Here is a 23,135-nt window from a genome sequence, read left to right as displayed (position 1 = left end):
TTGTCAGCGCACGAAGATTGTCCGCTTGCGTTTTGATGCGAGCGCTTATGTGCGAGACAGGGAGACTTTCCAATGACATTGACCAAACTCACCAAGGCCATTGCCGGTGGCGTTGCGCTTAGCGCGATCATGGCTGGCGCGGCTTTTGCTGATCCCGCACTCGTCTATGACGGCGGCGGCAAGTTCGACAAATCCTTCAACGAAAGCGCCTATACCGGCGCCGAAATGTACAAGAAGGAAACCGGCGGTTCCTATTCGGATCTGGAAATCACCGGCGATGCGCAGCGTGAACAGGCCATCCGCCAGTTCGCCACCAAGGGCTTCTCGCCCATCCTGGTTCCAGGCTTCTCCTGGGCGACCGCGCTGACCACCGTTGCTCCCGAATTCCCCGACACCCACTTCGTGATCATCGACTCGGTCGTCGATCTGCCGAACGTGCGTTCGGTGGTGTTCAAGGAACAGGAAGGCTCGTACCTCGTTGGTATCCTGGCTGCCATGAAGTCGACTACTGGCACCATCGGTGTCGTCCCCGCCTTCAACTTCGAGCTGCTTGAACGCTTTGCGTGCGGCTACAAGGAAGGCGCCATGTCGGTCAATCCGCAGATCAAGGTTCTTGAAACCTATGTCGGCGCTGGCTTTGAAGCCTTCAATGACCCGGCAAAGGCCGCTGAAGTCACCAAGTCGCAGCTCGATCAGGGTGCCGACGTGGTGTTCCAGGTGGCCGGTGGCGCTGGCGCAGGCGTGCTGCAGGCAGCAGCAGATGCCGGCAAGTTCGGTATCGGCGTGGACAGCAACCAGAACTACCTGCACCCCGGCAACGTTTTGACCTCGATGATGAAGCGCGTCGATATTGCGACCTACAACGCCTTCATGGATGAAAAGAACGGCAAGTTCACCGCCGGCACCGTGGTGCTCGGTCTGGCCGAAGATGGCGTCGGCGCTGCCTTCGACGACAACAATGCCGCGCTGATCACTCCGGAAATGAAGGCTGCTGTCGATACAGCCACTGCCAAGATCAAGTCCGGCGAAATCAAGATCCACGATTACATGTCCGACAAGGCTTGCCCGGTCTGATTTCAGGCAAGGCAACGAGCTGATGGCAAATATTGCCCAAACCACAGAGCAGCGGCTGGCAACAGCCGCTGCTCTACCACTGGCCATCGAGCTGGTCGGGATCAACAAGCATTTCGGCCCGGTCCACGCCAACAAGGACATTCACCTCGCGGTCAAGCGCGGCACGGTGCATGGCATCGTGGGTGAAAACGGCGCCGGCAAGTCAACCTTGATGTCGATCCTTTATGGTTTCTACACGGCCGATAGCGGCGAAATCCGCGTTGGTGGTAAGCCCGTCCACATCACTGATAGCCGCCACGCTCTGGCGCTCGGTATCGGCATGGTCCACCAGCACTTCATGCTGGTCGATAATTTCTCGGTCATCGAAAATATCGTGCTCGGCGCCGAAGATTCGGCTTTGCTCGGCACCACGCTGGCCAAGGCCCGCAAGCAGCTCAAGCAATTGGCCACCGACTATGGTCTCGAAGTCGATCCCGATGCGCTGATCGAAGACCTTTCTGTGGGCCAGCAGCAGCGCGTCGAAATTCTCAAGGCGCTGTATCGTGGCGCCGATATTCTCATTCTGGACGAGCCGACCGGCGTGCTCACCCCCGCCGAGGCCGACCACCTGTTCCGCATCCTGCGCACCCTGCGCGATGAGGGCAAGACCGTCATCCTGATCACCCACAAGCTGCGCGAAATCATGGCCATCACCGATGAAGTGTCGGTCATGCGCCAAGGGGCCATGGTCAAGACGCTTGAAACCGCCAGGACTTCGCCCGGTGAACTTGCCGAACTGATGGTGGGCCGTCGCGTGCTGCTGCGTGTCGAAAAAGGCCCTGCCCACCCCGGCAAGGTGATGTTGGATGTGCAAAACCTTGTGGTCACCGACGATTTCAAGATTGCCCGCGTCAAGAATGTCAGTTTTCAGGTCCGGGCTGGCGAGATCGTGGGCATCGCCGGCGTGGCCGGCAACGGCCAGTCCGAATTGCTCGAAGCCATCTCCGGCATGCGCGACCAGACCCTTGGGCAGGTACTGATCGACGGTCAGTCCATCTCGGCCTTCGGTGACGATGGCGCCGCGCGCCTGCGCGAAGCCGGCCTTGCTCACGTCCCCGAGGATCGCCTCCGCATGGGTCTGGTGACCAATTTCACCGAATGGGAAAATTCTATCCTGGGCTATCAGGATGATTACGGCGCCGGCCTCGCGCTCGATGTCGGCAAGGCCCGGGCCGAGGCTGCCGAACGCATCAAGAAGTTCGACATCCGCCCCGCCAATACCGATCTCAAGAGCGCCAATTTTTCCGGCGGCAACCAGCAGAAAATTGTGCTGGCCCGCGAAATGGAACGCAATCCGGATGTGCTGATCGTCGGCCAGCCGACCCGCGGCGTCGATATCGGCGCCATCGAATTCATTCACAACCAGATCATCAAGATGCGTGACGCCGGCAAGGCGATCCTTTTGGTCTCGGTCGAACTCGACGAAATCCGCTCGCTCTCCGATCGCATCCTGGTGCTGTTCGACGGCCAGATCGTGGGCGAAGCCGATCCGGCCACCGCCGATGAAGGCGCGCTGGGTCTGCTGATGGCGGGCGTTCACGATGGCGGCGCCCCCGAACAGTCCGGCCGCCTGCCAGAACACGTCACCCCGGTGGAAAAGACCATCATGCAGATGTCGCCAAAGCTCGACAAGGACATCGAGTAATGGGTGCGCTCGGAAGGACTGTAAGACTTTTTTTGGTCGACGGCAGTGCGCAGTCGGGAGTGATCTCGGCAGAAATAATTAATTGGACGGGGCGAGTGTTGGTAGCCCCTCGCGCCAAACTTGCAGAGGTTTTGCAAAGAGAGGATGCGGACAAGACAGGTCTATATATATTGTTTGGCGACCAGACCGAAACGGGTGTTAGGCGCGACGTATACATTGGCGAGAGTGATAACGTCGGTCGTAGGGTGCAGCAGCATTCGAAGGGTGATCAAAAGGATTTTTTTGAAACCTTTTGCCTCATCACCAGCTCAGATTTGAATTTGACTAAAACGCACGTTCGGTATCTCGAAAGCCGTGTCACAGCGTTGGCTAAGAGCGCCGGGCGCTCCAATGTAATTAACGGCAATGAACCGCCGTCGGGGCGCGTCCCTGAGTCTGACGTTGCCGACATGGAGTTTTTTTTAGAGCAACTTCAGATTCTGCTTCCGGTTCTCGGCTTCGATGTTCTACGGCAGCCGTTACAACGTGTTGCAATGGCAAATCCGCGCGATATCTCAGGGGATACGATCGACAAAGCTGTCGATACCTCTGGGTTAGAGCTGATTTTCCCAAAAACCAAAGACGGATTGGAAGGCAGTGCCGTCCAGTTTCCAGACGAGATCGTCGTACGTCAGGGCACTCTTGCTCGGAAAAACCCAGAACACGCGGTCAATCAGTATGCCGCCTTGCGACAGCAATTGATGGACGATGGCGCGCTTTCGGAGCAGACGAGCAGCAATTTTCTGGTTTTCACGCGCGACGTCCCATTTTCCAGTCCATCGGCAGCATCCGCCGTCATTTTGGGTAGAAATGACAACGGCAGAACGACCTGGCATGTAAAATCAACAGGCCATACGCTTAAAGCCTATCAAGACAGGCAAGCCGAGTTGGCCACCCTAAATTTTGAAGAGGCCTCATGAGTACCCGCGTCCCGCTGCCGCGCTGGGTCGATATTGCGCTGCTGCCGCTGCTCAATGTGGTGCTGGCCTTCCTGATTGGCGGCATCGTGGTAATGCTGGTCGGTCAGAACCCGCTCGATGCCGTCGGTATCATGCTTTACGGCGCCTTCGGCTACGGTTCGGGCTTCGGCTATACCCTCTACTACACCACCGATTTTGTCTTCGCCGGCCTTGCCGTGTCGCTGGCCTATCATGCCGGCCTGTTCAATATCGGGCCGGAAGGGCAAGCCTATGTCGCTGGCCTCGGGGTAATCCTGGCGGCCCTGGCGCTCAATGGTCAGCCCTGGTTCATCACCTTCCCCGCCATGGTCATCGCCGGCGCGGTGTTCGGCGCGGCCTGGGCCTTCGTGCCTGCCGTGTTGCAGGCCAAACGCGGCAGCCACATCGTCATCACCACCATCCTGTTCAATTTCATCGCCACCTCGATGATGGGCTATATCATCAGCCGCATCCTCAAGCCCGACACCGTCGCCTCCGACGAAAGCGCCCCCATCGACGCCATCAGCCGCGTACCGCAACTGCGCCTGTTCTGGAGCCTGTTCAAGAATTCGCCGGTCAATATCAGCTTCTTCCTCGCCATGCTGGCGCTGCTGGCCGTCTATTGGCTGATCTGGCATACCAAGTTCGGCTTCGCCATGCGCGCCCTCGGCCATAACCCTACTGCGGCACGCTATGCCGGCATATCCAATGCCAAGATCATCATGATCACCATGGCGCTCTCCGGCGCTTTGGCGGGCATGGTTGCCGTCAACAATGTCGGCGGGGTGCAGGGCAGGCTGATCCTCAATTTCGTTTCTGGCGCTGGCTTTGTCGGTGTCGCCGTCGCCTTCATGGGCAAGGGTCATCCGCTTGGTGTGGCGCTCTCGGCGCTGCTGTTCGGCGCTCTCTATCAGGGCGGTCAGGAACTGGCTTTCTCCATGCCCGGCATTACCCGCGAAATGATCGTCACCATCCAGGCCCTGGTCATCCTGTTCACCGGCGCCATGGGCGACATGCTGCGCACGCCTTTGGAGCGCCTGTTCAGGCCGCGCGAACCCGCGGCGGGAGGCGGCTGATGGGGTACTATACCGACCTGATCCTGATCCTTGATTCCACCGTGCGGCTGGCGATCCCGCTGATCCTGGCGTGCCTCGCGGGGCTCTATTCCGAGCGCGCCGGCATTGTCGATATCGGGCTCGAAGGCAAACTGCTCGGTTCCGCCTTTGGTGCCGCCGCCATGTCCGCTGTTACCGGCTCGGCCTGGCTTGGCCTGCTGGCCGGGGTTGGCGTTGCCCTTGGCATGTCGGCCATCCACGGCCTTGCCTCGATCAACCTCAAGGGCAACCAGACCATTTCCGGTGTGGCGCTGAATTTCCTCGCCGCGGGCCTCACCACGTTCCTCGGACAAAGCTGGTTCCATCGTGGTGGCTACACCCCGCAACTGTCCGGAGACCAGCGCTTCAACCCGATCACGCTGCCCTTTGCCGATCAGCTCAAAGACGTGCCGATCCTTGGTGGGCTCTATTCCGAACTGATCTCGGGCCATAACATCCTGGCCTATGTGGCGTTCATGGCCGTGCCGGTCACCGCCTTCGTGCTGTTCCAGACCCGTTTCGGCCTGCGCCTGCGCGCCGTCGGCGAAAATCCAAAGGCCCTCGACACCGCCGGTATTTCGGTCACCAGGCTGCGCTACCAGGCGCTTATCATCACCGCCGTTCTGGTCGGCATCGGTGGCACCTATCTGTCGATTGCCCAGTCTGCGGGGTTCAACAACAACATGTCGGCAGGTCGCGGCTATATCGCGCTTGCGGCACTGATCTTTGCCAAATGGAAGCCTTGGCCGGCTCTGGCCACTTGTCTGCTGTTTGGTTTCCTTGATGCGTTGCAATTCCGCTTGCAGGGCGTAAAATTCCCGTTGATCGGCGAAGTGCCGGTGCAGGCCATCCAGGTCCTGCCCTATGTGCTGACCATCATTCTGCTTGCAGGATTTATCGGCCGCGCCGTGGCGCCCAAGGCCAGCGGCGTACCCTATACCAAGGAACGCTAAGATGCCGCGCATGCCCACCGATCAGGCCTTGTTCAAGGCGGCCGAAGCCGTTCGCGCCAAGGCCTATGCGCCCTATTCCAAGTTTGCGGTGGGCGCCGCAATCATGGCCGATGACGGCAAGATCTATGCTGGCTGTAATATCGAAAATGCCGCCTATCCGGTCGGCAATTGTGCCGAGGCAAGCGCCATCGCCGCCATGATTGCCGGCGGCGGCAAGCGCATCACCCGCATCTACGTCACCGGTCCCGGCACAACCCCGGTCACGCCCTGCGGCGCCTGCCGCCAACGCATTCGTGAATTTGCCGACCTCAACGTCACCGTGATTTCTCATGGCGTCGAAGGCGAACCTCTGATCTCCACCCTCGAACAATTGCTGCCCTATTCCTTCGGCCCGGAGTTCCTGCCCCGATGACCAAAGCCGCCAAAACTATCCGCAAGATCGCCGGCAGCGAACCCATCGCCGCCGCGCTCGTGCTCGGCTCCGGCCTGTCCTCGATCGGCGATCTGCTCGCCGACAAGGTCACCATTCCCTATTCCGAGCTCAAGGGCTTTCCCGGCGGCGGCGTCTCCGGCCATGGCCGCGATCTGCTGATCGGCACCATGGGTGGCAAGCGCCTCGCCATCCTCACCGGCCGGGAGCACTATTACGAACACGGCAATGCCGCCGCCATGCGCCCGGCTCTCGAAGCCATGGCCGATCTGGGCGCCGAAAAACTGCTGCTGACCAATTCCGCTGGCTCGCTGGACGAAAATATCCGCCCGGGCGATCTGATGCTGATCAGCGATCACATCAACTATGCCGGCATGAACCCACTGATCGGCGAACCCACCGACCGCCGTTTTGTCAACATGGTCAACTGCTATGACTCTGACCTGCGGGCCAAGGCGCAGGGCATCGGCGACCGGCTGGACCTCAACGTCAAGCAGGGCATCTATCTGTGGTATTCCGGCCCCAGCTTTGAAACCGTCGCCGAAATCCAGATGGCCATTCGTCTGGGCGCCACCGCCGTCGGCATGTCGACGGCACCCGAAGTCATTCTCGGGCGTTATCTGGGAATGAAGGTCTGGGCCTGCTCATCCATCACCAATATGGGCGCGGGTCTTTCGAACGAGCATATCAGTCACGAACACACCAAAACCATGGCCGTACAGGGCGCGGAAAAATTGAGAAAACTCATTCCCGCTCTGGTGGAGGAGCTATGAGCTTAAGAATAGTCGATCACACCCCGGCCCAGGCCGGACACCAGCGCAATCCGGGCTTCCCGCTCGATCTCGATTGGGTCGGGCGCGTCCGCATGAACCGCTCGGCGCTGGAGCGTCGCGCCTCGACTATCGGCGCGCGCCGCACGGTGAAAAAGGATTATCAGGTTGCCTGGCTGCTCAAGGCCATCACCCTGATCGATCTGACCACGCTCAATGCCGACGATACCGCCGGTCGCGTCGAGCGGCTCTGCGCCAAGGCGCGTCATCCAGTTCGCAGCGAAATTCTCGCCGGCCTCGACGTCAGCGATCTCAAGATCCTGCCCGGCGCGGTCTGCGTCTATCACAGCTTTGTCGCCACTGCCGTCAAGGCGCTCGAAGGCAGCGGCATTCCAGTCGCCGCCGTCTCCACTGCTTTTCCGCACGGCCTCGCGCCGATTGAAACCAAGCTCAAAGAAATCGAGATGTCGGTGGCCGATGGGGCCATGGAAATCGATATCGTCATAGAACGCGGCATGGTGCTGCGCGGCGATTGGCAGGCGCTTTACGATCAGGTCAAAGCCTTCCGCAAGGCCTGCGGCGCCGCCCATATGAAAACCATCCTGGGTACTGGGGAACTGGCCACCCTGACCAATATCGCCAAGGCCTCGCTGGTCTGCATGCTGGCCGGCGCCGATTTCATCAAGACCTCGACCGGCAAGGAAAAGGTCAATGCCAACCTGCCCACCTCGCTGGCCATGATCCGCATGATCCGCTGGTTCCACGAGGAGACTGGCGTGGAAATCGGCTACAAACCCGCCGGCGGTATCGCCACCGCGGGCGACGCGCTCAAATACATGGCGCTGATGAAGGAAGAACTCGGCAACACGTGGTTGCAGCCGCACCTGTTCCGGTTCGGGGCGAGTTCGTTGCTGACCGATATCGAACGCCAGTTGGAGCACAGCCTCACCGGGCATTACGCTGCCGACTACCGCCAGCCGATGGTTTAGCACACGCGGCGCCAACCCCCTCCCTGGCCCTCCCCACAAGGGGGAGGGTGACACCCAGGGTCTGGCGCCATGATGCGACAACCACTGAATTCACCCTCCCCCTTTGGGGAGGGAAGGGAGGGGGTCCTTCGCGATCCTCACAAATTCGGCACTCTAAAGAAGGCCAAGCATGAACAAGATCGCGCAAATCTTCGAATCCCTCGACTACGGCCCGGCCCCCGAAGGCCCGCAGCCCGCGCTCGACTGGCTCGACAGCCACGGCAAGACCTTTGGCCATTACATCGATGGGCAATGGACCAAGCCGGGCAAGACCTTCTCGTCCGACAATCCGGCCACCGGTGCCTCATTGGCGCAGATCACCGACGGCACCGCGGAGGACGTTGACGCGGCAGTAAAAGCCGCTCGTGCTGCCTTCCCGCTCTGGAGCGCGCTCTCCGGCTACGAGCGCGGCAAATATCTCTATGCCATCGCCCGGCTGATCCAGAAGCACGCCCGCCTGTTCGCGGTGCTCGAAAGCCTCGATAATGGCAAGCCGATCCGCGAAAGCCGCGATGTCGATATTCCGCTGGTCGCTCGCCATTTCTATCATCACGCCGGCTGGGCCCAGCACCTGAGCCGCGCCTTCCCCGATCATGTGCCTTATGGCGTCTGCGGCCAGATCATTCCGTGGAATTTCCCGCTGCTGATGCTGGCCTGGAAAATCGCCCCGGCGCTCGCCGCCGGTAATACCGTCATCCTCAAGCCCGCCGAATTCACTTCGCTCACGGCGCTGCTGTTCGCCGAAATCTGTGATCGCGCCGGCCTGCCCAAGGGTGTCGTCAATATCGTCACTGGCGAAGGCGGCACGGGTCAGGCGATTACTGGCCATCCCGGCATCGACAAGATCGCCTTCACCGGCTCTACTGAAGTGGGCAAGGCCATCCGCGCCGCCACTGCCGGCACCGGCAAGGGCCTGTCGCTCGAACTGGGCGGCAAAAGCCCTTATATCGTCTTTGAAGATGCCGATATCGATAGTGCCATCGAAGGCTTGGTCGATGCCATCTGGTTCAATCAAGGTCAGGTCTGTTGCGCCGGTTCGCGCCTCCTGGTGCAGGAAAGCATCGAAGAGCGCTTCATCACCAAGCTCAAGCTGCGCATGTCCACCCTGCGTGTCGGCGATCCGCTGGACAAGTCGGTCGATATCGGCGCGCTGGTAGCCCAGGTGCAGGTTACCCGCGTCAAGGACATGCTCAAGGCCGGCGCCAAGGAAGGCGCGGTGATTTACGAGCCGGACATGGACCTGCCCGCCAAGGGTTGTTTCCTCAAACCCGCTCTGGTGACCAATGTGTCGCCCGCCAACACCCTGGTCACCGAGGAAATCTTCGGGCCGGTGCTGGTCGCCATGAGCTTCCGCACCCCCGAAGAAGCAGTGCAACTGGCCAACAATACAAAATACGGTCTTGCGGCAACAATCTGGTCGGAAAATATCAATCTGGCGCTCGATATCGCCCCCAAGATCAAGGCCGGCGTGGTCTGGATCAACGGCACCAACCAGTTCGACGCCGCCGTCGGCTTCGGCGGCTACAAGGAAAGCGGCTACGGCCGCGAAGGCGGCAAGGAGGGTCTTGCAGCCTACCTCAAACCCGCCTGGGAAAAGGACCTTAAACCTGCCCCCGCCGCCAAGATTGCCCCGGCTAAAGCTGCCAATCCGCTCGATAACGGTCACGTCGATCAAACCGCTAAAATGTATATCGGCGGCAAGCAGGCCCGCCCCGATAGCGGCTACAGCCGCCCGGTCCATTCCGCCACGGGCGCGCTGATCGGCGAAGTCGGCGACGGCAACCGCAAGGACATCCGCAACGCTGTCGAAGCCGCCCGCGCGGCGCTTGGCTGGTCAACGACTGCCGCCCATTCGCGCGCGCAAATCCTTTATTTCCTTGCGGAAAACCTTGATTATCGGCGCGAGGAGTTCGCGGCCCGCATCAAGGCGCAGACCGGCGAAGACGGTGCCGCCGAGGTCGCCCTGTCGGTCGAGCGCCTGTTCGCCTTTGCTGGCTGGGCGGATAAATATGATGGCGCGGTCCATAATCCACCGCAGCGCACTGTCGCTATCGCCATGGTCGAGCCCATCGGCGTCATCGGCATCGTCGCCCCACCATCGCGCCCGCTGCTTGGCTCCATCGCGCTGATCGCTCCGGCGCTGGCCATGGGCAATCCGGTGGTGTTGGTGCCCTCGGATCGTTCGCCGCTCAGCGTCACTGATCTCTATCAGGTTATCGAGACCTCGGACGTACCGCATGGGGTTATCAATATCGTCACTGGCGATAGCATTACGTTAGCAAAAACCCTCGCAGAACATGACGGAGTCGATGGCCTGTGGTTCGCTGGCTCGGCTGAAGCGTCCGCCATGGTCGAAAGGGCCTCGATCAGCAATCTGAAACAGACCTGGACCTCGCGCGGGCTCTATTACGACCTCGCCGACCGGAGATTTGAGGGGGATTATTTCCTGAGCAAGGCGACGCAGGTGAAGAACGTCTGGGTGCCATACGGGGCTTGAGCTCCCGGCTCCACCCCCCCTCCTCCCCTATCAAGGGGGAAGTGTCTCTCCACTCTTGTGGCTCGATCCGGTTTTATTCACTGGACGGCACCTCCCCCTTGATAGGGGAGGAGGGTGGGGTGGAGCAGCAAGCGCTAGAACCAACAAGAAGAGCCGCGATCAATGGTCTTCCTCCCGCAAGAAATCATCGCCAGAAAGCGCGACGGCCACGCACTCACCGGCGATGAGATCGCAGCTTTCATCGGCGGCTTTGCCAATGGAACGGTCTCCCATGCGCAGGCAGCCGCCTTTGCCATGGCGGTCTACTTCAACGACATGGACAGCGCCGAGCGCGTCGCCCTCACCCTTGCCATGCGCGATAGTGGCACGGTGCTCGATTGGTCCGATCTCGATGGTCCCACTGCAGACAAACACTCCACTGGCGGGGTTGGTGATAATGTCAGCCTGATGCTGGCGCCGATCCTGGCCGCTATCGGCATTTATGTGCCGATGATCTCCGGCCGGGGCCTGGGCCATACCGGCGGCACCCTCGACAAGTTCGATGCCATTCCCGGCTATCAGACCAGCCCCGACAATGCCCTGTTTCGTCACGTGGTCAAATCCGTGGGCTGCGCCATCATCGGCCAGACTGCTGATCTGGCGCCTGCCGACAAGCTGCTCTACGCCATCCGCGATGTGACGGCGACGGTCGAGTCCATCCCGCTGATTGTCGCCTCGATCCTCTCTAAAAAGCTCGCCGCCGGTCTCGGTGCGTTGATGCTCGATGTCAAAACCGGTTCCGGCGCCTTCATGCCGACGCTGGCAAAATCCCGCGATCTGGCCAACAGCCTGGTCGATGTCGCCAACGGGGCCGGGCTCAACACCGGCGCCCTGATCACCGATATGAACGAACCCCTGGCCAGCGCCGCCGGCAATGGTCTGGAAGTGCGCAACGCCGTTGATTTCCTCACTGGCAGACATCAGGACGCGCGGCTCAAGGAAGTAACGCTCGCCTTCTGCACCAGCCTTGCCGAAATGAGCGGCGTCGCCAATGCGCGCCAACAGGTGCAAACCGCGCTCGCTAGCGGCAAAGCCGCCGCGCACTTCGGCAAAATGGTCGCCGCGCTCGGTGGTCCCGCCGATTTCGTCGAGCATACGGACCGTTACCTTGTCCCTGCCGCCATCGTCCGCGATGTTTTCGCCACCGGGCAGGGCACCATTGCCGGGATCGATACGCGCGGCGTCGGCATGGCCGTCGTCGCTCTTGGCGGCGGACGCGCTACGCCATCCGACCCAATCGACTACACCGTTGGCTTCGATCGTCTCGCCGGTCTTGGTGCCAAGGTCGACGGCAAAACCCCTATTGCGCGCATTCACGCACGAGATGCGGCCAGCGGCGCTGATGCCGAGGCGCGGCTACGTGCGGCCTATCGCCTTGGCGATAGCGCGCCGACGCACCATCTGATCGTCGAGGCCATCGCGCCGACGAGAAAGGCCTGACCATGCCCCGCGCCATTTTATGCATTCTTGATAGCGTCGGCATCGGCGGCGCGCCCGATGCGGCCGACTACGGCGATACCGGCTCCAACACAGTCGGCCATATCGCCGAACACGCGGCGAATGGCAAAGCCGATCGCGCCGGTCTGCGCGCCGGGCCGCTGCACCTGCCCAACATGGACGCGATGGGCCTCGGCGCTGCCATCGGCCTGTCTACCGGCACCGTCCCTCCGAACATGGCACACAAGCCCAAAGGCGGTCGCTTCGGCGTCGGCCGCGAAGTTTCCAAGGGCAAGGACACTCCCTCGGGCCATTGGGAAATCGCCGGCGTGCCGGTTCCCTTCGACTGGGGATATTTCCCGCAGACCGAACCGACATTTCCGCCTGACCTGATCGCCGAACTGGTCCAGCAGGCCGGCCTGCCGGGCATCCTTGGCAACAAGCATGCTTCTGGTACCGATATCATCGCCGAACTGGGCGAGGAGTCGATCCGCAGCGGCAAGCCGATCTGCTACACTTCGATCGACAGCGTGTTTCAGATCGCCGCACACGAGAGCCATTTCGGGCTGGAGCGGCTCTACGAGGTTTGTCAGATCGCCTTCGCCCTGACCAAGCCGCTGACCATTGGCCGCGTCATCGCCCGGCCCTTTACCGGGGAAACCGCCGCCACCTTCAAGCGCACCGGCAATCGCCGCGATTTTGCCATCGCGCCGCCCGAGCCGACTTTGCTCGATCGCGCCAAGGCCAATGGCCGGCAGGTCTTTGCCATCGGCAAGATTTCCGACATCTACGCTACCATGGGCGTCACCCATAAGCTCAAGGCCAATGGCAATATGGCGCTGTTCGACAAGACGCTCGATGCGTTGACCATGGCGCAGGACGGGTCTTTCATCATGACCAACTTCGTCGATTTCGATAGCGAGTTCGGTCATCGCCGCGACGTGCCCGGCTACGCCCACGCCCTCGAACAGTTCGACGCGCGCCTGCCCGAGCTGATCGCGGCGATGCAGCCGGATGATCTTTTGGTGCTGACGTCCGACCATGGCAACGATCCGACCTGGCCCGGCACCGATCACACCCGTGAACAGACCCCCATTCTGCTGTTTTCCCCAAGCCTGACGCCGGGTGAGATTGGCATTCGCTCAACCTTCGCCGATATTGGGGAAAGCATCGCCCATTGGCTGGGCCTCCCTCCCGGTCACCATGGCAAAAGCTTCCTGTAACGCGCCAAGGGTGGTCAAATGAGCAACGTCACCGTCATCGATCACCCGCTGATCCAGCACAAGCTGACCATCATGCGGAACAAGGAAACCTCCATCGCCGGTTTCCGCCGCCTGCTGCGCGAAATCGCCCACCTGATGTGCTACGAGGTGACGCGGGATCTCGAACTCGAAATGATCCCGATCGATACCCCAATGACCGAAATGATGGCCCCGGCCATCAAGGGCAAGAAGCTGGTGTTCGCCTCGATCCTGCGCGCCGGCAATGGCCTGCTCGATGGCATGCTCGATCTGGTTCCCGCCGCCCGCGTCGCCCATATCGGCATTTATCGTGATCATGAAACCCTTGAACCAGTGGAATATTACTTCAAGGCGCCGTCAAATCTGGAGGATCGCCTAATCATTGTCGTCGATCCGATGCTGGCAACCGGCAATTCGGCCACCGCAGCGATTGAAAAGCTAAAGGAGCGCGGCGCCAACAACATCCGTTTCCTGTGCCTTTTGGCGGCACCCGAAGGCATCAGGAATTTTGCCGCAGCTCACCCGGACGTGCCGGTGTTCACCGCCTCGATCGATAGCCATCTCAACGAAAAAGGCTACATCATCCCGGGCCTCGGGGATGCGGGCGACCGCATGTACGGCACCAAGTAGGTCTTCACCTCCACCGTCCCACCCTCGCCCCTTGCGGGAGAGGGACAGATTTTCTGCGTCCAGCAGAAAATCAGGGTGAGGGGTTGTTTCCGCCAACAAAGGGTGAAGAAAAGAAACCCCTCATCCGCCCTTTGGGCACCTTCTCCCGCAAGGGGAGAAGGGAGAGCAGTGGTCGCCGAGCAGGCGCCCTCCCACCCAAGCAATTGGTCCCTCTACTGCCGACGGAGCGCCTGCGCGACGCCAGCCTTGATTCTCGCCGCGTCCGGGGCGGACATTGGGGCGGGGATGTAGGAAACGGCACTGCCGTCGCTGTCTGACAGGTAGGCGTAGATCATCAGCGCAGCCAGATAGCTGCCGTAGATCGTGGGGTGGTTTCCATCCAGATATAGCGAAAAACCGGGTTGTTCCGCCCGCACGAGATCCCATGCCCGCGAGACGTAGGTCAGGTCCGCACCGGTCTGCGTCGCCATGGTGCGATAGTCGTTTTCGATCAGGGCGACGTGCCGCGCACGACCATCGGCGCCGTCAGGATAGGCCGGCGTGTCATAGGCCCAATTGACCATGAAGGCGGTATGCTCTGCCTGGATATGGGCGGCGAACTGTTTGGCAAACTGGAAAAAACTGGCGCGTTCGGTTTCGCCGCTTTGTGCTCGGCTTTCTGGTTGCAAAACCACGGTCTGCCAGGTTTTGGCCAGCGCCTGCTGCACCGTCGTGTCGCTCCACTGCTGTTCAAGGCTCGCCCCGTCTGTCGCCAGAACCTTGATTTCCAGCTTGTCCGGCGATCGTGCCGAGTCAGCCATGGCCAGGATCATGTAAGGCATGTCGTTTAGATAAGTCCGGCTATTGCCGATCAGCAGAATGTCTCGCGCCGGCCGGTCGTCGAAGCGATCAAACGCCAGCAGCATCAACTGGCCCGCATGCTGGGCCACCGCAATCGTGATAAAAAAGCCGGAGATGGCGACGAGCGCAACGACGATGGAAAACCTGATGATCGACACGGGCGGGTTCCAGATTTCAACATGCCAAAGCTGGTCAATCTATTGCGGTGCGACCTTGGGCAGCTCCAGCTTGGCCAGCTCGCCAATTGACACCTGCCGTGCATCGACCTGATTGGCCAGGAACGGCTCGATGTCATTGCCATAGGCGCGCTGGCTGATGGCAAACACCGCAATGCCGTCGCCCAGCGGCGTGTAGCGATAGGCGTCCCATTCCACCACCGCTTCGGGGCCGCTGGTATCGCTGAGGATGCAATCGAGGATCACTTCGCCGGTCTGCTTGTTCTGGATGCTGTTGTAATTGACCATCGGATCGCTGCTTTTGCGTCCCTCCAGGGCGCTGATATGGGCGCTGACCGCATTTTCCACGGTCTGTCCGGTGGTGGTCACATCCAGCATGAACATCGACAGGTAGCGCTCGGAGGTCTGACCATCGGGCAGGTATTCCTGCTTGTAGTAGCTGGCGCTCGGGTGCGAGGTCCAGGACAGGGCATAACTGCCGCCGGCAAACTGGATCGGTCCGGGCACGCCGAGTGCTTCGGTGGTCTTGTCCTGCGCCACAACGGCTGCGGCCGGCAACATGACCAGCGTCAGCCCCAACGCCAGCATAGCCAGTTTTGCACGATTGAAAAATTTCAGCATTAGCCGGCCCCCGATTGGCAATGGCGCCAGTCTATCAGCTCTTGAGTGGCAGCCCCAGCGCGATCAGTTCCTTGCGGGTTTGTTCAGGCGAGGTGTGATGGATCGCATGCATGCCGAACTTGCGGGCCGAAACCACATTGGGTTCGCTGTCGTCGATGAACACGCAGCTGTCTGGCGCCAGGCCGTAGCGGTCGCAGAACAGCTTGTAGATGCGCGCATCCGGCTTCACCAGGCCCTCAAGCCCCGACACCACCACGCCATCGAATTTTTCGAGGAACGGCCATTCGCTCAGGCAACTCACCCATTTTTCCCAGGAGAAATTGGTGATGGCAAAGGTCGGCAGTTCCTGCTCGATCAGCTCGTTGTGGATATCGATCGTGCCCTGGAAAAAGCCGTTGAAAGTCTCCTTCCAGCGCAGGTCAAAGGCCTGGATTTCGCGCCAGTAGCGCGGAAACCGGGTGATCAGCTTGGCCACGCCTTCGGCATAGATTTCGCCGGCGTCGAATTCCAGGTTCCAGGCCGGGGTGCAGATTTCGTCCATGAACCACTGCGCTTCCTCTTCGGTGTCGAAGAGCTTGCGGAACAGGTACATCGGGTTCCAGTCGACGAATACGCCGCCGAGGTCGAAAACGGGGATCAGGGGTTCGGACATTGGGCCACCGGGGGTCAGGAGAGACTCCGGCTATGCCATGCCGCTTTTGCCCGCGCAAGCCGCGATCAGGGTGGGTCGAGCTTGATCTCGGCGCCGAAGCGCGGCACGTGGAAATTCTCGCGGTAGAGCGGAATATTGGCCTTGTAGACGAAGTTCGAAACCGGCGAAAAACTGTAATAGGTCTCCGACACGATCACGTAGCTGCTGCGCGATATATTGGTGATTTCAACCGGCAGCGGATAGGGCTGCCCCACCGTTCGCGCCTTGCCGGTGCTGCTCATGGTATTTGTGGCATATTGCCGGCTCCACACCACCTTGGTGGTGCCGTCGGCCATGACCTGCACTGATGTCACCACCTGCACGAGCGGGGCGGTTGAGAACGGCAGCATGATGCCTTCGGCGGCCTTGAAGTAGTTCTGCAGGGTCGCCGAGACGATCTTGCCGTCCGAGCGCGCCACCAGATCGCCGAGCGAGCCGGTGATCGTCTGCACCCGCCGATCCATCGAGATCAGCGAACTGGCCTCGACGCCGCCGATATAAACCAGCAGCATAATCGGCAGCACCAGCGCAAATTCAATGGCCGCCACGGCCTCGCGGGCGGCCGCGAACCGGCTCAGCAGTCGGCGCAGGCGCTCCATCCACGCGGCCATCAGAATGGCTCGTTCCGGAACACGCGGACCGCTGCCAGCAGGCGGGTGTGGTCGGAAAGATCGGCCAGATCGAACCCGCCGATCGACAGCATGATCGGCCATTTGTAATAGACCTGCACCAGCACCGTGCTGGAGCCCAGGCCCGGCGAATACTGCTCGGGTTGCGTCCAGGTGCAGGCATTGGTGCAGCTCGAAACCACCGGGGGCGTCACATTGACCGCCGAAAAGTCGCTGATCGTGGTGACGCTGGTATAAAGACCGCTGCAATCGCCAAACAGGCCATAGAGTTTGTCGCACACCAGCTGTTCGAACCTGGTCACGTCAAAGCCCGCGGCCTGCGCCTGCCCAGTGCGGATCTGCCTTGTCGCGTCGCCCACGGCGCTGTCGAGCACCTGTATCGACAGGAACACCAGCGAAGTTTCCAGAATGGCGCCGATGATGGCGAAGAATGGCAGCGCCAGCAGCGCAAATTCCACCGCAATGGCGGCGCTCTGGTCGCGCAGAAACCGGCTTCCGGCAAGGCCGGCGAGCAGTTTTCGGCTCAGCTTTGTGGCAAAATGGACCATAAATCGCGCCTGATTATCCGCGCGACTCTATGCAGCGATGCCTAATCGATGGTTAGGAAACGCCGTGCCTCTCCCGGCTTTGCCCTGAGCAGTTAATCAGCTGTTAAAGACCGGCCTCAGTTGGACGAGGAATCCACCATGCGTGAATTGCTGACGCTTTCGGCGAGGTAACCAGATTCGTCGCCCAGCATGATGGCGGGCTGACAGACCGGCGTGCACGACATGCTGGTGCGCTTGTTGCCCTGATAGATGGTCATGGTTCCCGCCTGCAGCTGCACCACTTCGAGCATCGTATCGGCAATCGGGTTGCCGGCGCGGTCCAGCACGATCAGGTTGGTCTGGCCATAGCTCTTGCCGGTCAGGATCAGGGTCTGCGGGTCCTGGATGGTCACGTCGGCTACGGCGGGGTTGCCCACCACCACGGTCGAGGCCGGGGCACTGATGCGCAGGATGCGCGCCATGTTCACATTCACCGTGATCGGGCCCTCACCAGCGGCCTGGGCCAGGCTTGTCGGCCCGGCGAGCAAAAGCACGGCCAGGGCAAAAGACGAAAAACGCGACATGGACTGGTCCCGGGTAATGAAAGCCTTGGGGCCATTTTCACGCGGAATGGTGAAGAATTGGCAAACGGCGTTTTTGGAAACGTTTGCAGTTGAGCACACAGCAATTTGCCGTCCTTTATCGTGCCTGCCAAAGACTTTAGGCATTTCTGCCAATTGCTCAATTATTAAAGCTAAAATCCGCACTATACCGGGGTCGTACGATAAATGATAAAATACAATTAAATTCATTAAGTGTTTGAAAGTTATGCAAAAATCCCATGTGAACTCGGTCGGTAGGAGGCCGCCAATTAACGCAATTTCAAGGACTGCCCGCTAACTTGGGGTCCATGTTCGATGTGTGACGTATCGAACGATGGCGTCACTTAATGACGTGAGCAAGGAGCATGGGAATGAAGATTTTTGCACGCTTTGCGCAGGATGAGTCCGGCGCAACAGCGATTGAATACGGCCTTATCGCCGCTCTGATCTCGGTTGGCATCATTGCTGCCGCGACCACCCTGGGCGGCAACCTCGGTACTCTGTTTAACCGTATCGCCACCGTACTTTCGAGCAATACCCCGGCTGCCTGATCGGCGGATCGCGGTAAAGTCCAGAAGGGAGGAGCACCGCTGCTCCTCCCTTTACGTTTTTCCAAAATTAACCGCCTGCTGCTAGCCTTGCTGTCCTGTAGCACCTGAATGGTGTGCCATGGAGGCTCGCAATGTCCACCGCCGCGCTGTTGTTCTTCCCGCTTGCAATGGCATTGGCCGGCTTCTACGACCTCTTCACCATGACCATTTCCAACAAGCTGGTGCTGGCGCTGGCCGCTGGCTTCTTCATTGTTGCGCTGGCCATCAATCTGCCCATTCAACAACTGGCCATGCATGTGCTGGCTGCCTTTATCGTGCTCGCGGGGGCTTTTATTCTCTTTGCGCTGCGCTTTATCGGTGGCGGCGACGCCAAGTTGGCTGCGGCTACCACGCTCTGGCTCGGCTTTGGCCTCACCGTACCCTATCTGGTCTATGCATCCCTGTTCGGCGGTGCCCTGACGCTGGCGATCCTGGCACTGCGGCATTTGCCGATGATGCCGATCCTAGCGCGCTTTGACTGGCTCGAACGCCTGCACGACCGCAAGACCGGCATTCCCTATGGCATTGCGCTGGCCGTGGCCGGCGTGGTGACCTATTCAAATTCAGCGATCTTTCTCAAGCTCGCCAGCTGACGCTCCCTCCAATCGCTGACGCAGTCACCGCCCCGACCTTTCCGGGGCGCTTTGCTTTGGGGTAAATGCGCATGGGTGTTTCGCAATCCGCAATGGATTGACCGCTTGTTAACCGCAGTTGCAAAGCCCCGGTTAACCAAACTTTGACCCTTTCCCCTCATAGTCCCAACCGTGGAATTGGGCGCAGTGCGCCTGGAGTGCGCCCTTGGCAGCGCCCCGATAGACGGGCCGGATCCCCTGCATAAAGGCCCGGTGTGCAAGCGGAGTGAGTGATGAAACCGGCGCGGATCATACTTTTGGCAGTGGCCCTGCTTGCAGGCGGCCTGGCGGCATTTCTGGTTATGCGCGGTGGCGGACAGCCCGCGCCGCAGATCATCACCACCGAAGTCACCACGCAGGAGGCCAAGGTGCAGATCCTGGTCGCCAAGGCGGCAATCGGCACGGGCGAGCGTCTGACACCCGAAACCGTTGAATGGCAGGATTGGCCGGAAGGCGCGGTTCGCCCCGAATATGTTAACATCGCCACGATGCCCGATGCCCCGACCAAATTGACCGGTTCGGTTGTGCGTTTTGAATTTTTTCCGGGCGAGCCGATCCGCCAGGCCAAGCTGGTCAGCACCGATCAGGGCTACCTGTCGGCGGTGCTGAGCAAAGGCATGCGCGGCGTCTCGGTGCCTGTTGATGCGGCCTCCAGCGCCGGCGGCTTTGTCGTCCCCAATGACCGTGTCGATGTGCTGCTCACCCAGGCCACGCCCACCGGTCAAAGCTCGCAGGTCGTTCTCACCAATGTGCGCGTGCTGGCCATCGGCAAGCGCCTGGGCGAACTGGGTGCGTCCGGCGGCGCCACCGCGCCAGCGCCCGAAGGCGGGCCGCAGGCCCAGGTGTTCGACAGTTCCACCATCGCCACGCTCGAACTCGATCCGTCGCAGACCGAAACACTGGTCAACGCCAAGGCGCTCGGCACGCTGTCGCTGGCGCTGCGCTCCATCGCCGATTTCACCGACACGACCGATGCGGCACCGAGTGCCAATCAGGCCGTCCGGCTGATCCGCTACGGCAAGGAGCTTAGCGTAACCTCCAGCGCTACCCCGTTGACGGTCCAACAGGGCATGACTTCGGCCCCGATTGGCGGCGCACTGCCCACCGTATCGACCCAGGTTGGGCCGGCCGCGATGCCCCTGGTTGTCGCGCAGTGACGCGCGAGGAGAATACCATGTTCCATGTGACCCACCTGCCGCGTCGGTTTGCAGCGCTGCTGCTCGGGGCCTGCCTCGCCTGCACCCCGCTTGCGGTAAACGCGGTTTTTGCCGATCAGTCCAAGTTGACCGTGTCGGGCAACCAATATGGTCTGACCCAGACAGTCACCATCGAGATCAACAAGTCGCTGATCATCGATCTGCCCGCCGATGTCAGCGACGTGATCGTCTCCCAGCCCACGGTGGCGGGTGCCATCATGCGCTCCACGCGCCGCGCCATTATCCAGGGCGTCGCGGCCGGCAACACCAACATCATCTTCCTCGACGCCAAAGGCGGCACCATCTCGGTGCTCGATACCTCGATCCAGCAGGCCAAATCCAATGTCGGCAATGCCCTGCAGGAGACCATCAATCGCGTGCTGCCTAGCGCCAGGATCGGCGTTGAATCGGTATTGCTGTCGGATGCGGACGGCAACACCACCAACCGCATCGTGCTCTCGGGCTCGGCCCAATCCACCGATGACGTGCAAAAGGCCATCACCATTGCCGCTCAGTTTGCCGGCGGCCCCGAAAACGTCGCCAGCGTGGTGTCGATCAGCGGTCCGCAGCAGGTCATGCTCAAGGTTACTGTGGCGGAAGTCAGCCGCGAAACCGTCAAGCAGTTCGGCCTCAATCTTACTGGCAGCTTCAATGCCGGCAATGGCCTGACCACCAGCGTGGTCAGCAGCCAGCCACTGGGTGGCGCCTCCAACGTGGCCACCAATAGCGCGATCACCGCCGGCCTGAATGTGGGCAATCTCTCGCTCAAGGCGGTCTTGCAGGCGCTCGAACGCCGCGGCGCCCTGCGCACCCTGGCCGAACCGACCCTGACCGCCATGTCTGGTCAAAGCGCCGAGTTCCTGGCCGGCGGCAAGGTGCCGGTGCCCACCAGCGTTGATGCCGATGGCCGGGTGACGTTCACCGAAAAGGAATTCGGGGTGAAGCTGGCCTTCACGCCGACCGTCCGTTCCAATGGCTCGGTCGAGCTGCTGGTCGATACCTCGGTATCCGAGCCTAATCCGCAAAGTACCGTCAGCATTGGTTCGGTGACCTTTACCGGCAGCAATGATCGACAGGCCAAGACCACGGTCGAGCTGCAGTCCGGCATGACCCTGGCCATTGGCGGATTGATGCAGGATCAGGTCCGCCAGCAGATCAACCAGATGCCGGGCCTCGCCAATATCCCGATCCTGGGTGCGCTGTTCCGCTCGCGCGATTTCGTCCATGCCGAAACCGAACTGGTGATCCTGGTCACCCCCTATCTGGTCGAGCCCACCCAGTCGGTGGCGCTTCCCACCGATGACGTTGCGCCGGCCAGCGATGCCGAAGCCATCTTCATGGGCCGGCTGGAAACCCAGTATGGCGTCGGCACCAGCAATGGCGGCATGCGTGGCAGCTTCAAGGGCTCGGTCGGCTTCGTGCTCGATTGACCGGAGCCGGGCGGCTCGCCGCCCGGATCAAACGTGAATTCGCGCCGGTACGCCGGCACAATGGAGAGTTGGTTCGATGAGTTTTCTGACCCCGGACACCAGAAAGGCCGAAGAGCCTGCGGCCGAAATTGCCGCCGGAGCCCGCCTGATTCCGCGCATCACCATCCAGGCTTTTTGCGAGCATTCCCAGACCGCCCAATTGGTGGAAAGCGCGATCCATGATCGCCGCATGTCCAAGGTTGCGCTGACCACCCACAATGGTGGGCTCGACGGGGCCGTCGAAACCTATAAATCCAACCCCACGCCCAATCTGATCATGGTGGAAACCACGCTGCCGCCCGAGGAAATCCCGGGCGCGCTGGCCAAGCTGGCCGAGGTTTGCGACGCTTCGACCAAGCTGATCGTTCTGGGTCACGTCAACGATGTGGTGCTTTATCGCGAGCTGATCCGGTTCGGCGTGTCCGAATATATCGTGCTGCCCACCAGCGCGCAGTCGATCGTCTCCGCCATCACCGAAATCTTTGCCTCCGCTGGCGCCGCCCCCATCGGGCGCACTGTCGGCTTCATTTCGGCCAAGGGCGGCGCTGGCTCATCCACCGTTGCCCATAACGTGGCCTGGGCCGTCGCCCAGTCGCTGCGTCAGGATACGCTGATCCTGGATATGGACCTGGCCTTTGGCACCGTCGGGCTCAATTTCAATCAGGATCCGCCCCATGGCATCGCCGATGCCGTCATGGCCAATCAGAAGATCGACCAGGTGATGCTGGACCGCCTGTTGTCCAAGGCCGCCAACCACATCAATCTGCTCACCGCTCCGGTGACGCTGGAGCGCACCTTCGATTTTGAAGAACGCCAGTTCGAACAGTTGATCGAACTCAGCCAGAACAGCATGCCGGTCGTGGTGCTCGATATTCCCCATGCCTGGAATGCCTGGGTCCGCCAGACGCTGGCCACCATCGATGAGGTGGTGATCGTGGCCGAACCGGACCTAGCCAATCTGCGCAATGCCAAGAACCTGGCCGATACCATCAAGGCGCTGCGCCCCAATGAATCGGCGCCGCTGCTGGTGGTCAACAAGCTGGGCCTGCCGCGCCGCCCCGAGATCGGGGCAGGGGAATTCGCCAATTCGATTGAATGCCTGTTGCTGGGGCAGATCCCGTTCGATGCGGCCCTGTTCGGCACCGCCGCCAATAACGGGCAGATGATCGCCGAGGTTTCCGCCAACAACAAGATCAATGAGGTTTTCAAGGCCATCGGCCTGCACGTCACCGGCCGCCAGGCCAATGCCGGCAATTCCAAGTCCAGCGGATTGAAGATGCCGTCATTCCTCAAGAAGCGTGCCTGAGA

General features: G+C 60.8%; 22 protein-coding genes and 1 pseudogene. 17 read left to right on the top strand and 6 right to left on the bottom strand.

Annotated elements, in window-relative coordinates; all coding sequences use genetic code 11:
• The first annotated feature begins 72 nt into the window (after positions 1-72).
• The 12 genes and pseudogenes from ABIT12_RS08160 to upp all read left to right on the top strand — a co-directional run bounded on the left by ABIT12_RS08160 (position 73) and on the right by upp (position 13,854).
• On the top strand, positions 73-1,074 hold the full coding sequence (locus ABIT12_RS08160; protein WP_348042315.1) for a BMP family ABC transporter substrate-binding protein: 1,002 nt from the start codon (positions 73-75) through the stop codon (positions 1,072-1,074).
• A 22-nt stretch (positions 1,075-1,096) separates the two neighbouring features.
• Positions 1,097-2,650: pseudogene (locus tag ABIT12_RS08155) on the top strand (ABC transporter ATP-binding protein); the annotation flags it as partial.
• Between the two features lie 107 nt (positions 2,651-2,757).
• Positions 2,758-3,717: a GIY-YIG nuclease family protein gene (locus ABIT12_RS08150; RefSeq protein ID WP_348042314.1), complete on the top strand. Its 960-nt coding sequence runs from the start codon at positions 2,758-2,760 to the stop codon at positions 3,715-3,717.
• Positions 3,714-4,811 (top strand): ABC transporter permease, encoded by a 1,098-nt coding sequence (locus tag ABIT12_RS08145; protein ID WP_348042313.1) that lies wholly within the window; start codon positions 3,714-3,716, stop codon positions 4,809-4,811. Before ABIT12_RS08150 ends, ABIT12_RS08145 begins: the two co-directional genes overlap by 4 nt.
• Entirely contained in the window at positions 4,811-5,782 is a 972-nt protein-coding gene (locus tag ABIT12_RS08140; protein ID WP_348042312.1) for an ABC transporter permease, read from the top strand. Before ABIT12_RS08145 ends, ABIT12_RS08140 begins: the two co-directional genes overlap by 1 nt.
• A gap of 10 nt (positions 5,783-5,792) precedes the next feature.
• A complete protein-coding gene (locus tag ABIT12_RS08135; protein WP_407065605.1) occupies positions 5,793-6,194 on the top strand; it encodes a cytidine deaminase in 402 nt (133 codons plus the stop codon).
• Positions 6,191-6,985 (top strand): purine-nucleoside phosphorylase, encoded by a 795-nt coding sequence (locus tag ABIT12_RS08130; protein ID WP_348042310.1) that lies wholly within the window; start codon positions 6,191-6,193, stop codon positions 6,983-6,985. Before ABIT12_RS08135 ends, ABIT12_RS08130 begins: the two co-directional genes overlap by 4 nt.
• On the top strand, positions 6,982-7,971 hold the full coding sequence (gene deoC, locus ABIT12_RS08125; RefSeq protein ID WP_348042309.1) for a deoxyribose-phosphate aldolase: 990 nt from the start codon (positions 6,982-6,984) through the stop codon (positions 7,969-7,971). The genes ABIT12_RS08130 and deoC overlap by 4 nt, the downstream gene beginning before the upstream one ends.
• Before the next feature lie 169 nt (positions 7,972-8,140).
• The gene (locus ABIT12_RS08120) at positions 8,141-10,507 is read left to right on the top strand and encodes an aldehyde dehydrogenase family protein (protein ID WP_348042307.1); all 2,367 of its coding nucleotides are present in this window, start codon (positions 8,141-8,143) and stop codon (positions 10,505-10,507) included.
• 162 nt (positions 10,508-10,669) lie between these two features.
• Positions 10,670-11,986, top strand: a complete 1,317-nt coding sequence (gene deoA / locus ABIT12_RS08115; protein ID WP_348042306.1) for a thymidine phosphorylase — start codon at positions 10,670-10,672, stop codon at positions 11,984-11,986.
• Between the two features lie 2 nt (positions 11,987-11,988).
• Entirely contained in the window at positions 11,989-13,206 is a 1,218-nt protein-coding gene (locus ABIT12_RS08110) for a phosphopentomutase (protein ID WP_348042305.1), read from the top strand.
• 18 nt (positions 13,207-13,224) lie between these two features.
• On the top strand, positions 13,225-13,854 hold the full coding sequence (gene upp, locus ABIT12_RS08105) for a uracil phosphoribosyltransferase (RefSeq protein ID WP_348042304.1): 630 nt from the start codon (positions 13,225-13,227) through the stop codon (positions 13,852-13,854).
• A 212-nt stretch (positions 13,855-14,066) separates the two neighbouring features.
• On the opposite strand, the gene ABIT12_RS08100 is transcribed toward upp, so the two are convergent.
• The 6 genes from ABIT12_RS08100 to ABIT12_RS08075 all read right to left on the bottom strand — a co-directional run bounded on the left by ABIT12_RS08100 (position 14,067) and on the right by ABIT12_RS08075 (position 17,922).
• The gene (locus tag ABIT12_RS08100; RefSeq protein ID WP_348042303.1) at positions 14,067-14,852 is read right to left on the bottom strand and encodes a hypothetical protein; all 786 of its coding nucleotides are present in this window, start codon (positions 14,850-14,852) and stop codon (positions 14,067-14,069) included.
• A gap of 39 nt (positions 14,853-14,891) precedes the next feature.
• Positions 14,892-15,491, bottom strand: coding sequence for a hypothetical protein (locus tag ABIT12_RS08095; RefSeq protein ID WP_348042301.1), 600 nt, complete (start codon positions 15,489-15,491; stop codon positions 14,892-14,894).
• A gap of 34 nt (positions 15,492-15,525) precedes the next feature.
• Positions 15,526-16,143, bottom strand: coding sequence for an HAD family phosphatase (locus tag ABIT12_RS08090; protein WP_348042300.1), 618 nt, complete (start codon positions 16,141-16,143; stop codon positions 15,526-15,528).
• A 65-nt stretch (positions 16,144-16,208) separates the two neighbouring features.
• Positions 16,209-16,793, bottom strand: coding sequence for a TadE/TadG family type IV pilus assembly protein (locus ABIT12_RS08085; RefSeq protein WP_348042299.1), 585 nt, complete (start codon positions 16,791-16,793; stop codon positions 16,209-16,211).
• On the bottom strand, positions 16,793-17,359 hold the full coding sequence (locus tag ABIT12_RS08080) for a TadE/TadG family type IV pilus assembly protein (RefSeq protein ID WP_348042298.1): 567 nt from the start codon (positions 17,357-17,359) through the stop codon (positions 16,793-16,795). Before ABIT12_RS08080 ends, ABIT12_RS08085 begins: the two co-directional genes overlap by 1 nt.
• A 116-nt stretch (positions 17,360-17,475) precedes the next feature.
• Positions 17,476-17,922 (bottom strand): pilus assembly protein N-terminal domain-containing protein, encoded by a 447-nt coding sequence (locus ABIT12_RS08075; RefSeq protein ID WP_348042297.1) that lies wholly within the window; start codon positions 17,920-17,922, stop codon positions 17,476-17,478.
• A 389-nt stretch (positions 17,923-18,311) separates the two neighbouring features.
• Here ABIT12_RS08075 and ABIT12_RS08070 point away from each other — a divergent pair, with 389 nt between their 5' ends.
• The 5 genes from ABIT12_RS08070 to ABIT12_RS08050 all read left to right on the top strand — a co-directional run bounded on the left by ABIT12_RS08070 (position 18,312) and on the right by ABIT12_RS08050 (position 23,133).
• Complete coding sequence (locus tag ABIT12_RS08070; protein ID WP_348042296.1) at positions 18,312-18,491, top strand: Flp family type IVb pilin; 180 nt, start codon at positions 18,312-18,314, stop codon at positions 18,489-18,491.
• 131 nt (positions 18,492-18,622) lie between these two features.
• Positions 18,623-19,123 (top strand): prepilin peptidase, encoded by a 501-nt coding sequence (locus ABIT12_RS08065; protein WP_348042295.1) that lies wholly within the window; start codon positions 18,623-18,625, stop codon positions 19,121-19,123.
• A 272-nt stretch (positions 19,124-19,395) separates the two neighbouring features.
• The gene (gene cpaB / locus ABIT12_RS08060; protein WP_348042293.1) at positions 19,396-20,319 is read left to right on the top strand and encodes a Flp pilus assembly protein CpaB; all 924 of its coding nucleotides are present in this window, start codon (positions 19,396-19,398) and stop codon (positions 20,317-20,319) included.
• A gap of 17 nt (positions 20,320-20,336) precedes the next feature.
• Positions 20,337-21,788 carry a type II and III secretion system protein family protein gene (locus ABIT12_RS08055; protein WP_348042291.1) on the top strand — a complete coding sequence of 484 codons (1,452 nt, stop codon included), beginning with the start codon at positions 20,337-20,339 and terminating at the stop codon, positions 21,786-21,788.
• Between the two features lie 76 nt (positions 21,789-21,864).
• Entirely contained in the window at positions 21,865-23,133 is a 1,269-nt protein-coding gene (locus tag ABIT12_RS08050; protein ID WP_348042290.1) for an AAA family ATPase, read from the top strand.
• The last annotated feature ends 2 nt before the right edge of the window (positions 23,134-23,135 follow it).

Source organism: Devosia sp., assembly GCF_039927955.1.
Classification (GTDB): Bacteria; Pseudomonadota; Alphaproteobacteria; order Rhizobiales; family Devosiaceae; genus Devosia.
The sequence above is the reverse complement of the archived record's forward strand: the minus strand, read 5'-3'. Positions and strand labels throughout refer to the sequence as shown.

Bases quoted from the DNA above. Each gene is read 5' to 3' on its own strand.
- ABIT12_RS08160 (WP_348042315.1), top strand. From the start codon at position 73: ATGACATTGACCAAACTCACCAAGGCCATTGCCGGTGGCGTTGCGCTT.
- ABIT12_RS08150 (WP_348042314.1), top strand. From the start codon at position 2,758: ATGGGTGCGCTCGGAAGGACTGTAAGACTTTTTTTGGTCGACGGCAGT.
- ABIT12_RS08145 (WP_348042313.1), top strand. From the start codon at position 3,714: ATGAGTACCCGCGTCCCGCTGCCGCGCTGGGTCGATATTGCGCTGCTG.
- ABIT12_RS08140 (WP_348042312.1), top strand. From the start codon at position 4,811: ATGGGGTACTATACCGACCTGATCCTGATCCTTGATTCCACCGTGCGG.
- ABIT12_RS08135 (WP_407065605.1), top strand. From the start codon at position 5,793: ATGCCCACCGATCAGGCCTTGTTCAAGGCGGCCGAAGCCGTTCGCGCC.
- ABIT12_RS08130 (WP_348042310.1), top strand. From the start codon at position 6,191: ATGACCAAAGCCGCCAAAACTATCCGCAAGATCGCCGGCAGCGAACCC.
- deoC (WP_348042309.1), top strand. From the start codon at position 6,982: ATGAGCTTAAGAATAGTCGATCACACCCCGGCCCAGGCCGGACACCAG.
- ABIT12_RS08120 (WP_348042307.1), top strand. From the start codon at position 8,141: ATGAACAAGATCGCGCAAATCTTCGAATCCCTCGACTACGGCCCGGCC.
- deoA (WP_348042306.1), top strand. From the start codon at position 10,670: ATGGTCTTCCTCCCGCAAGAAATCATCGCCAGAAAGCGCGACGGCCAC.
- ABIT12_RS08110 (WP_348042305.1), top strand. From the start codon at position 11,989: ATGCCCCGCGCCATTTTATGCATTCTTGATAGCGTCGGCATCGGCGGC.
- upp (WP_348042304.1), top strand. From the start codon at position 13,225: ATGAGCAACGTCACCGTCATCGATCACCCGCTGATCCAGCACAAGCTG.
- ABIT12_RS08095 (WP_348042301.1), bottom strand. From the start codon at position 15,491: ATGCTGAAATTTTTCAATCGTGCAAAACTGGCTATGCTGGCGTTGGGG.
- ABIT12_RS08090 (WP_348042300.1), bottom strand. From the start codon at position 16,143: ATGTCCGAACCCCTGATCCCCGTTTTCGACCTCGGCGGCGTATTCGTC.
- ABIT12_RS08085 (WP_348042299.1), bottom strand. From the start codon at position 16,793: ATGGCCGCGTGGATGGAGCGCCTGCGCCGACTGCTGAGCCGGTTCGCG.
- ABIT12_RS08080 (WP_348042298.1), bottom strand. From the start codon at position 17,359: ATGGTCCATTTTGCCACAAAGCTGAGCCGAAAACTGCTCGCCGGCCTT.
- ABIT12_RS08075 (WP_348042297.1), bottom strand. From the start codon at position 17,922: ATGTCGCGTTTTTCGTCTTTTGCCCTGGCCGTGCTTTTGCTCGCCGGG.
- ABIT12_RS08070 (WP_348042296.1), top strand. From the start codon at position 18,312: ATGAAGATTTTTGCACGCTTTGCGCAGGATGAGTCCGGCGCAACAGCG.
- ABIT12_RS08065 (WP_348042295.1), top strand. From the start codon at position 18,623: ATGTCCACCGCCGCGCTGTTGTTCTTCCCGCTTGCAATGGCATTGGCC.
- cpaB (WP_348042293.1), top strand. From the start codon at position 19,396: ATGAAACCGGCGCGGATCATACTTTTGGCAGTGGCCCTGCTTGCAGGC.
- ABIT12_RS08055 (WP_348042291.1), top strand. From the start codon at position 20,337: ATGTTCCATGTGACCCACCTGCCGCGTCGGTTTGCAGCGCTGCTGCTC.
- ABIT12_RS08050 (WP_348042290.1), top strand. From the start codon at position 21,865: ATGAGTTTTCTGACCCCGGACACCAGAAAGGCCGAAGAGCCTGCGGCC.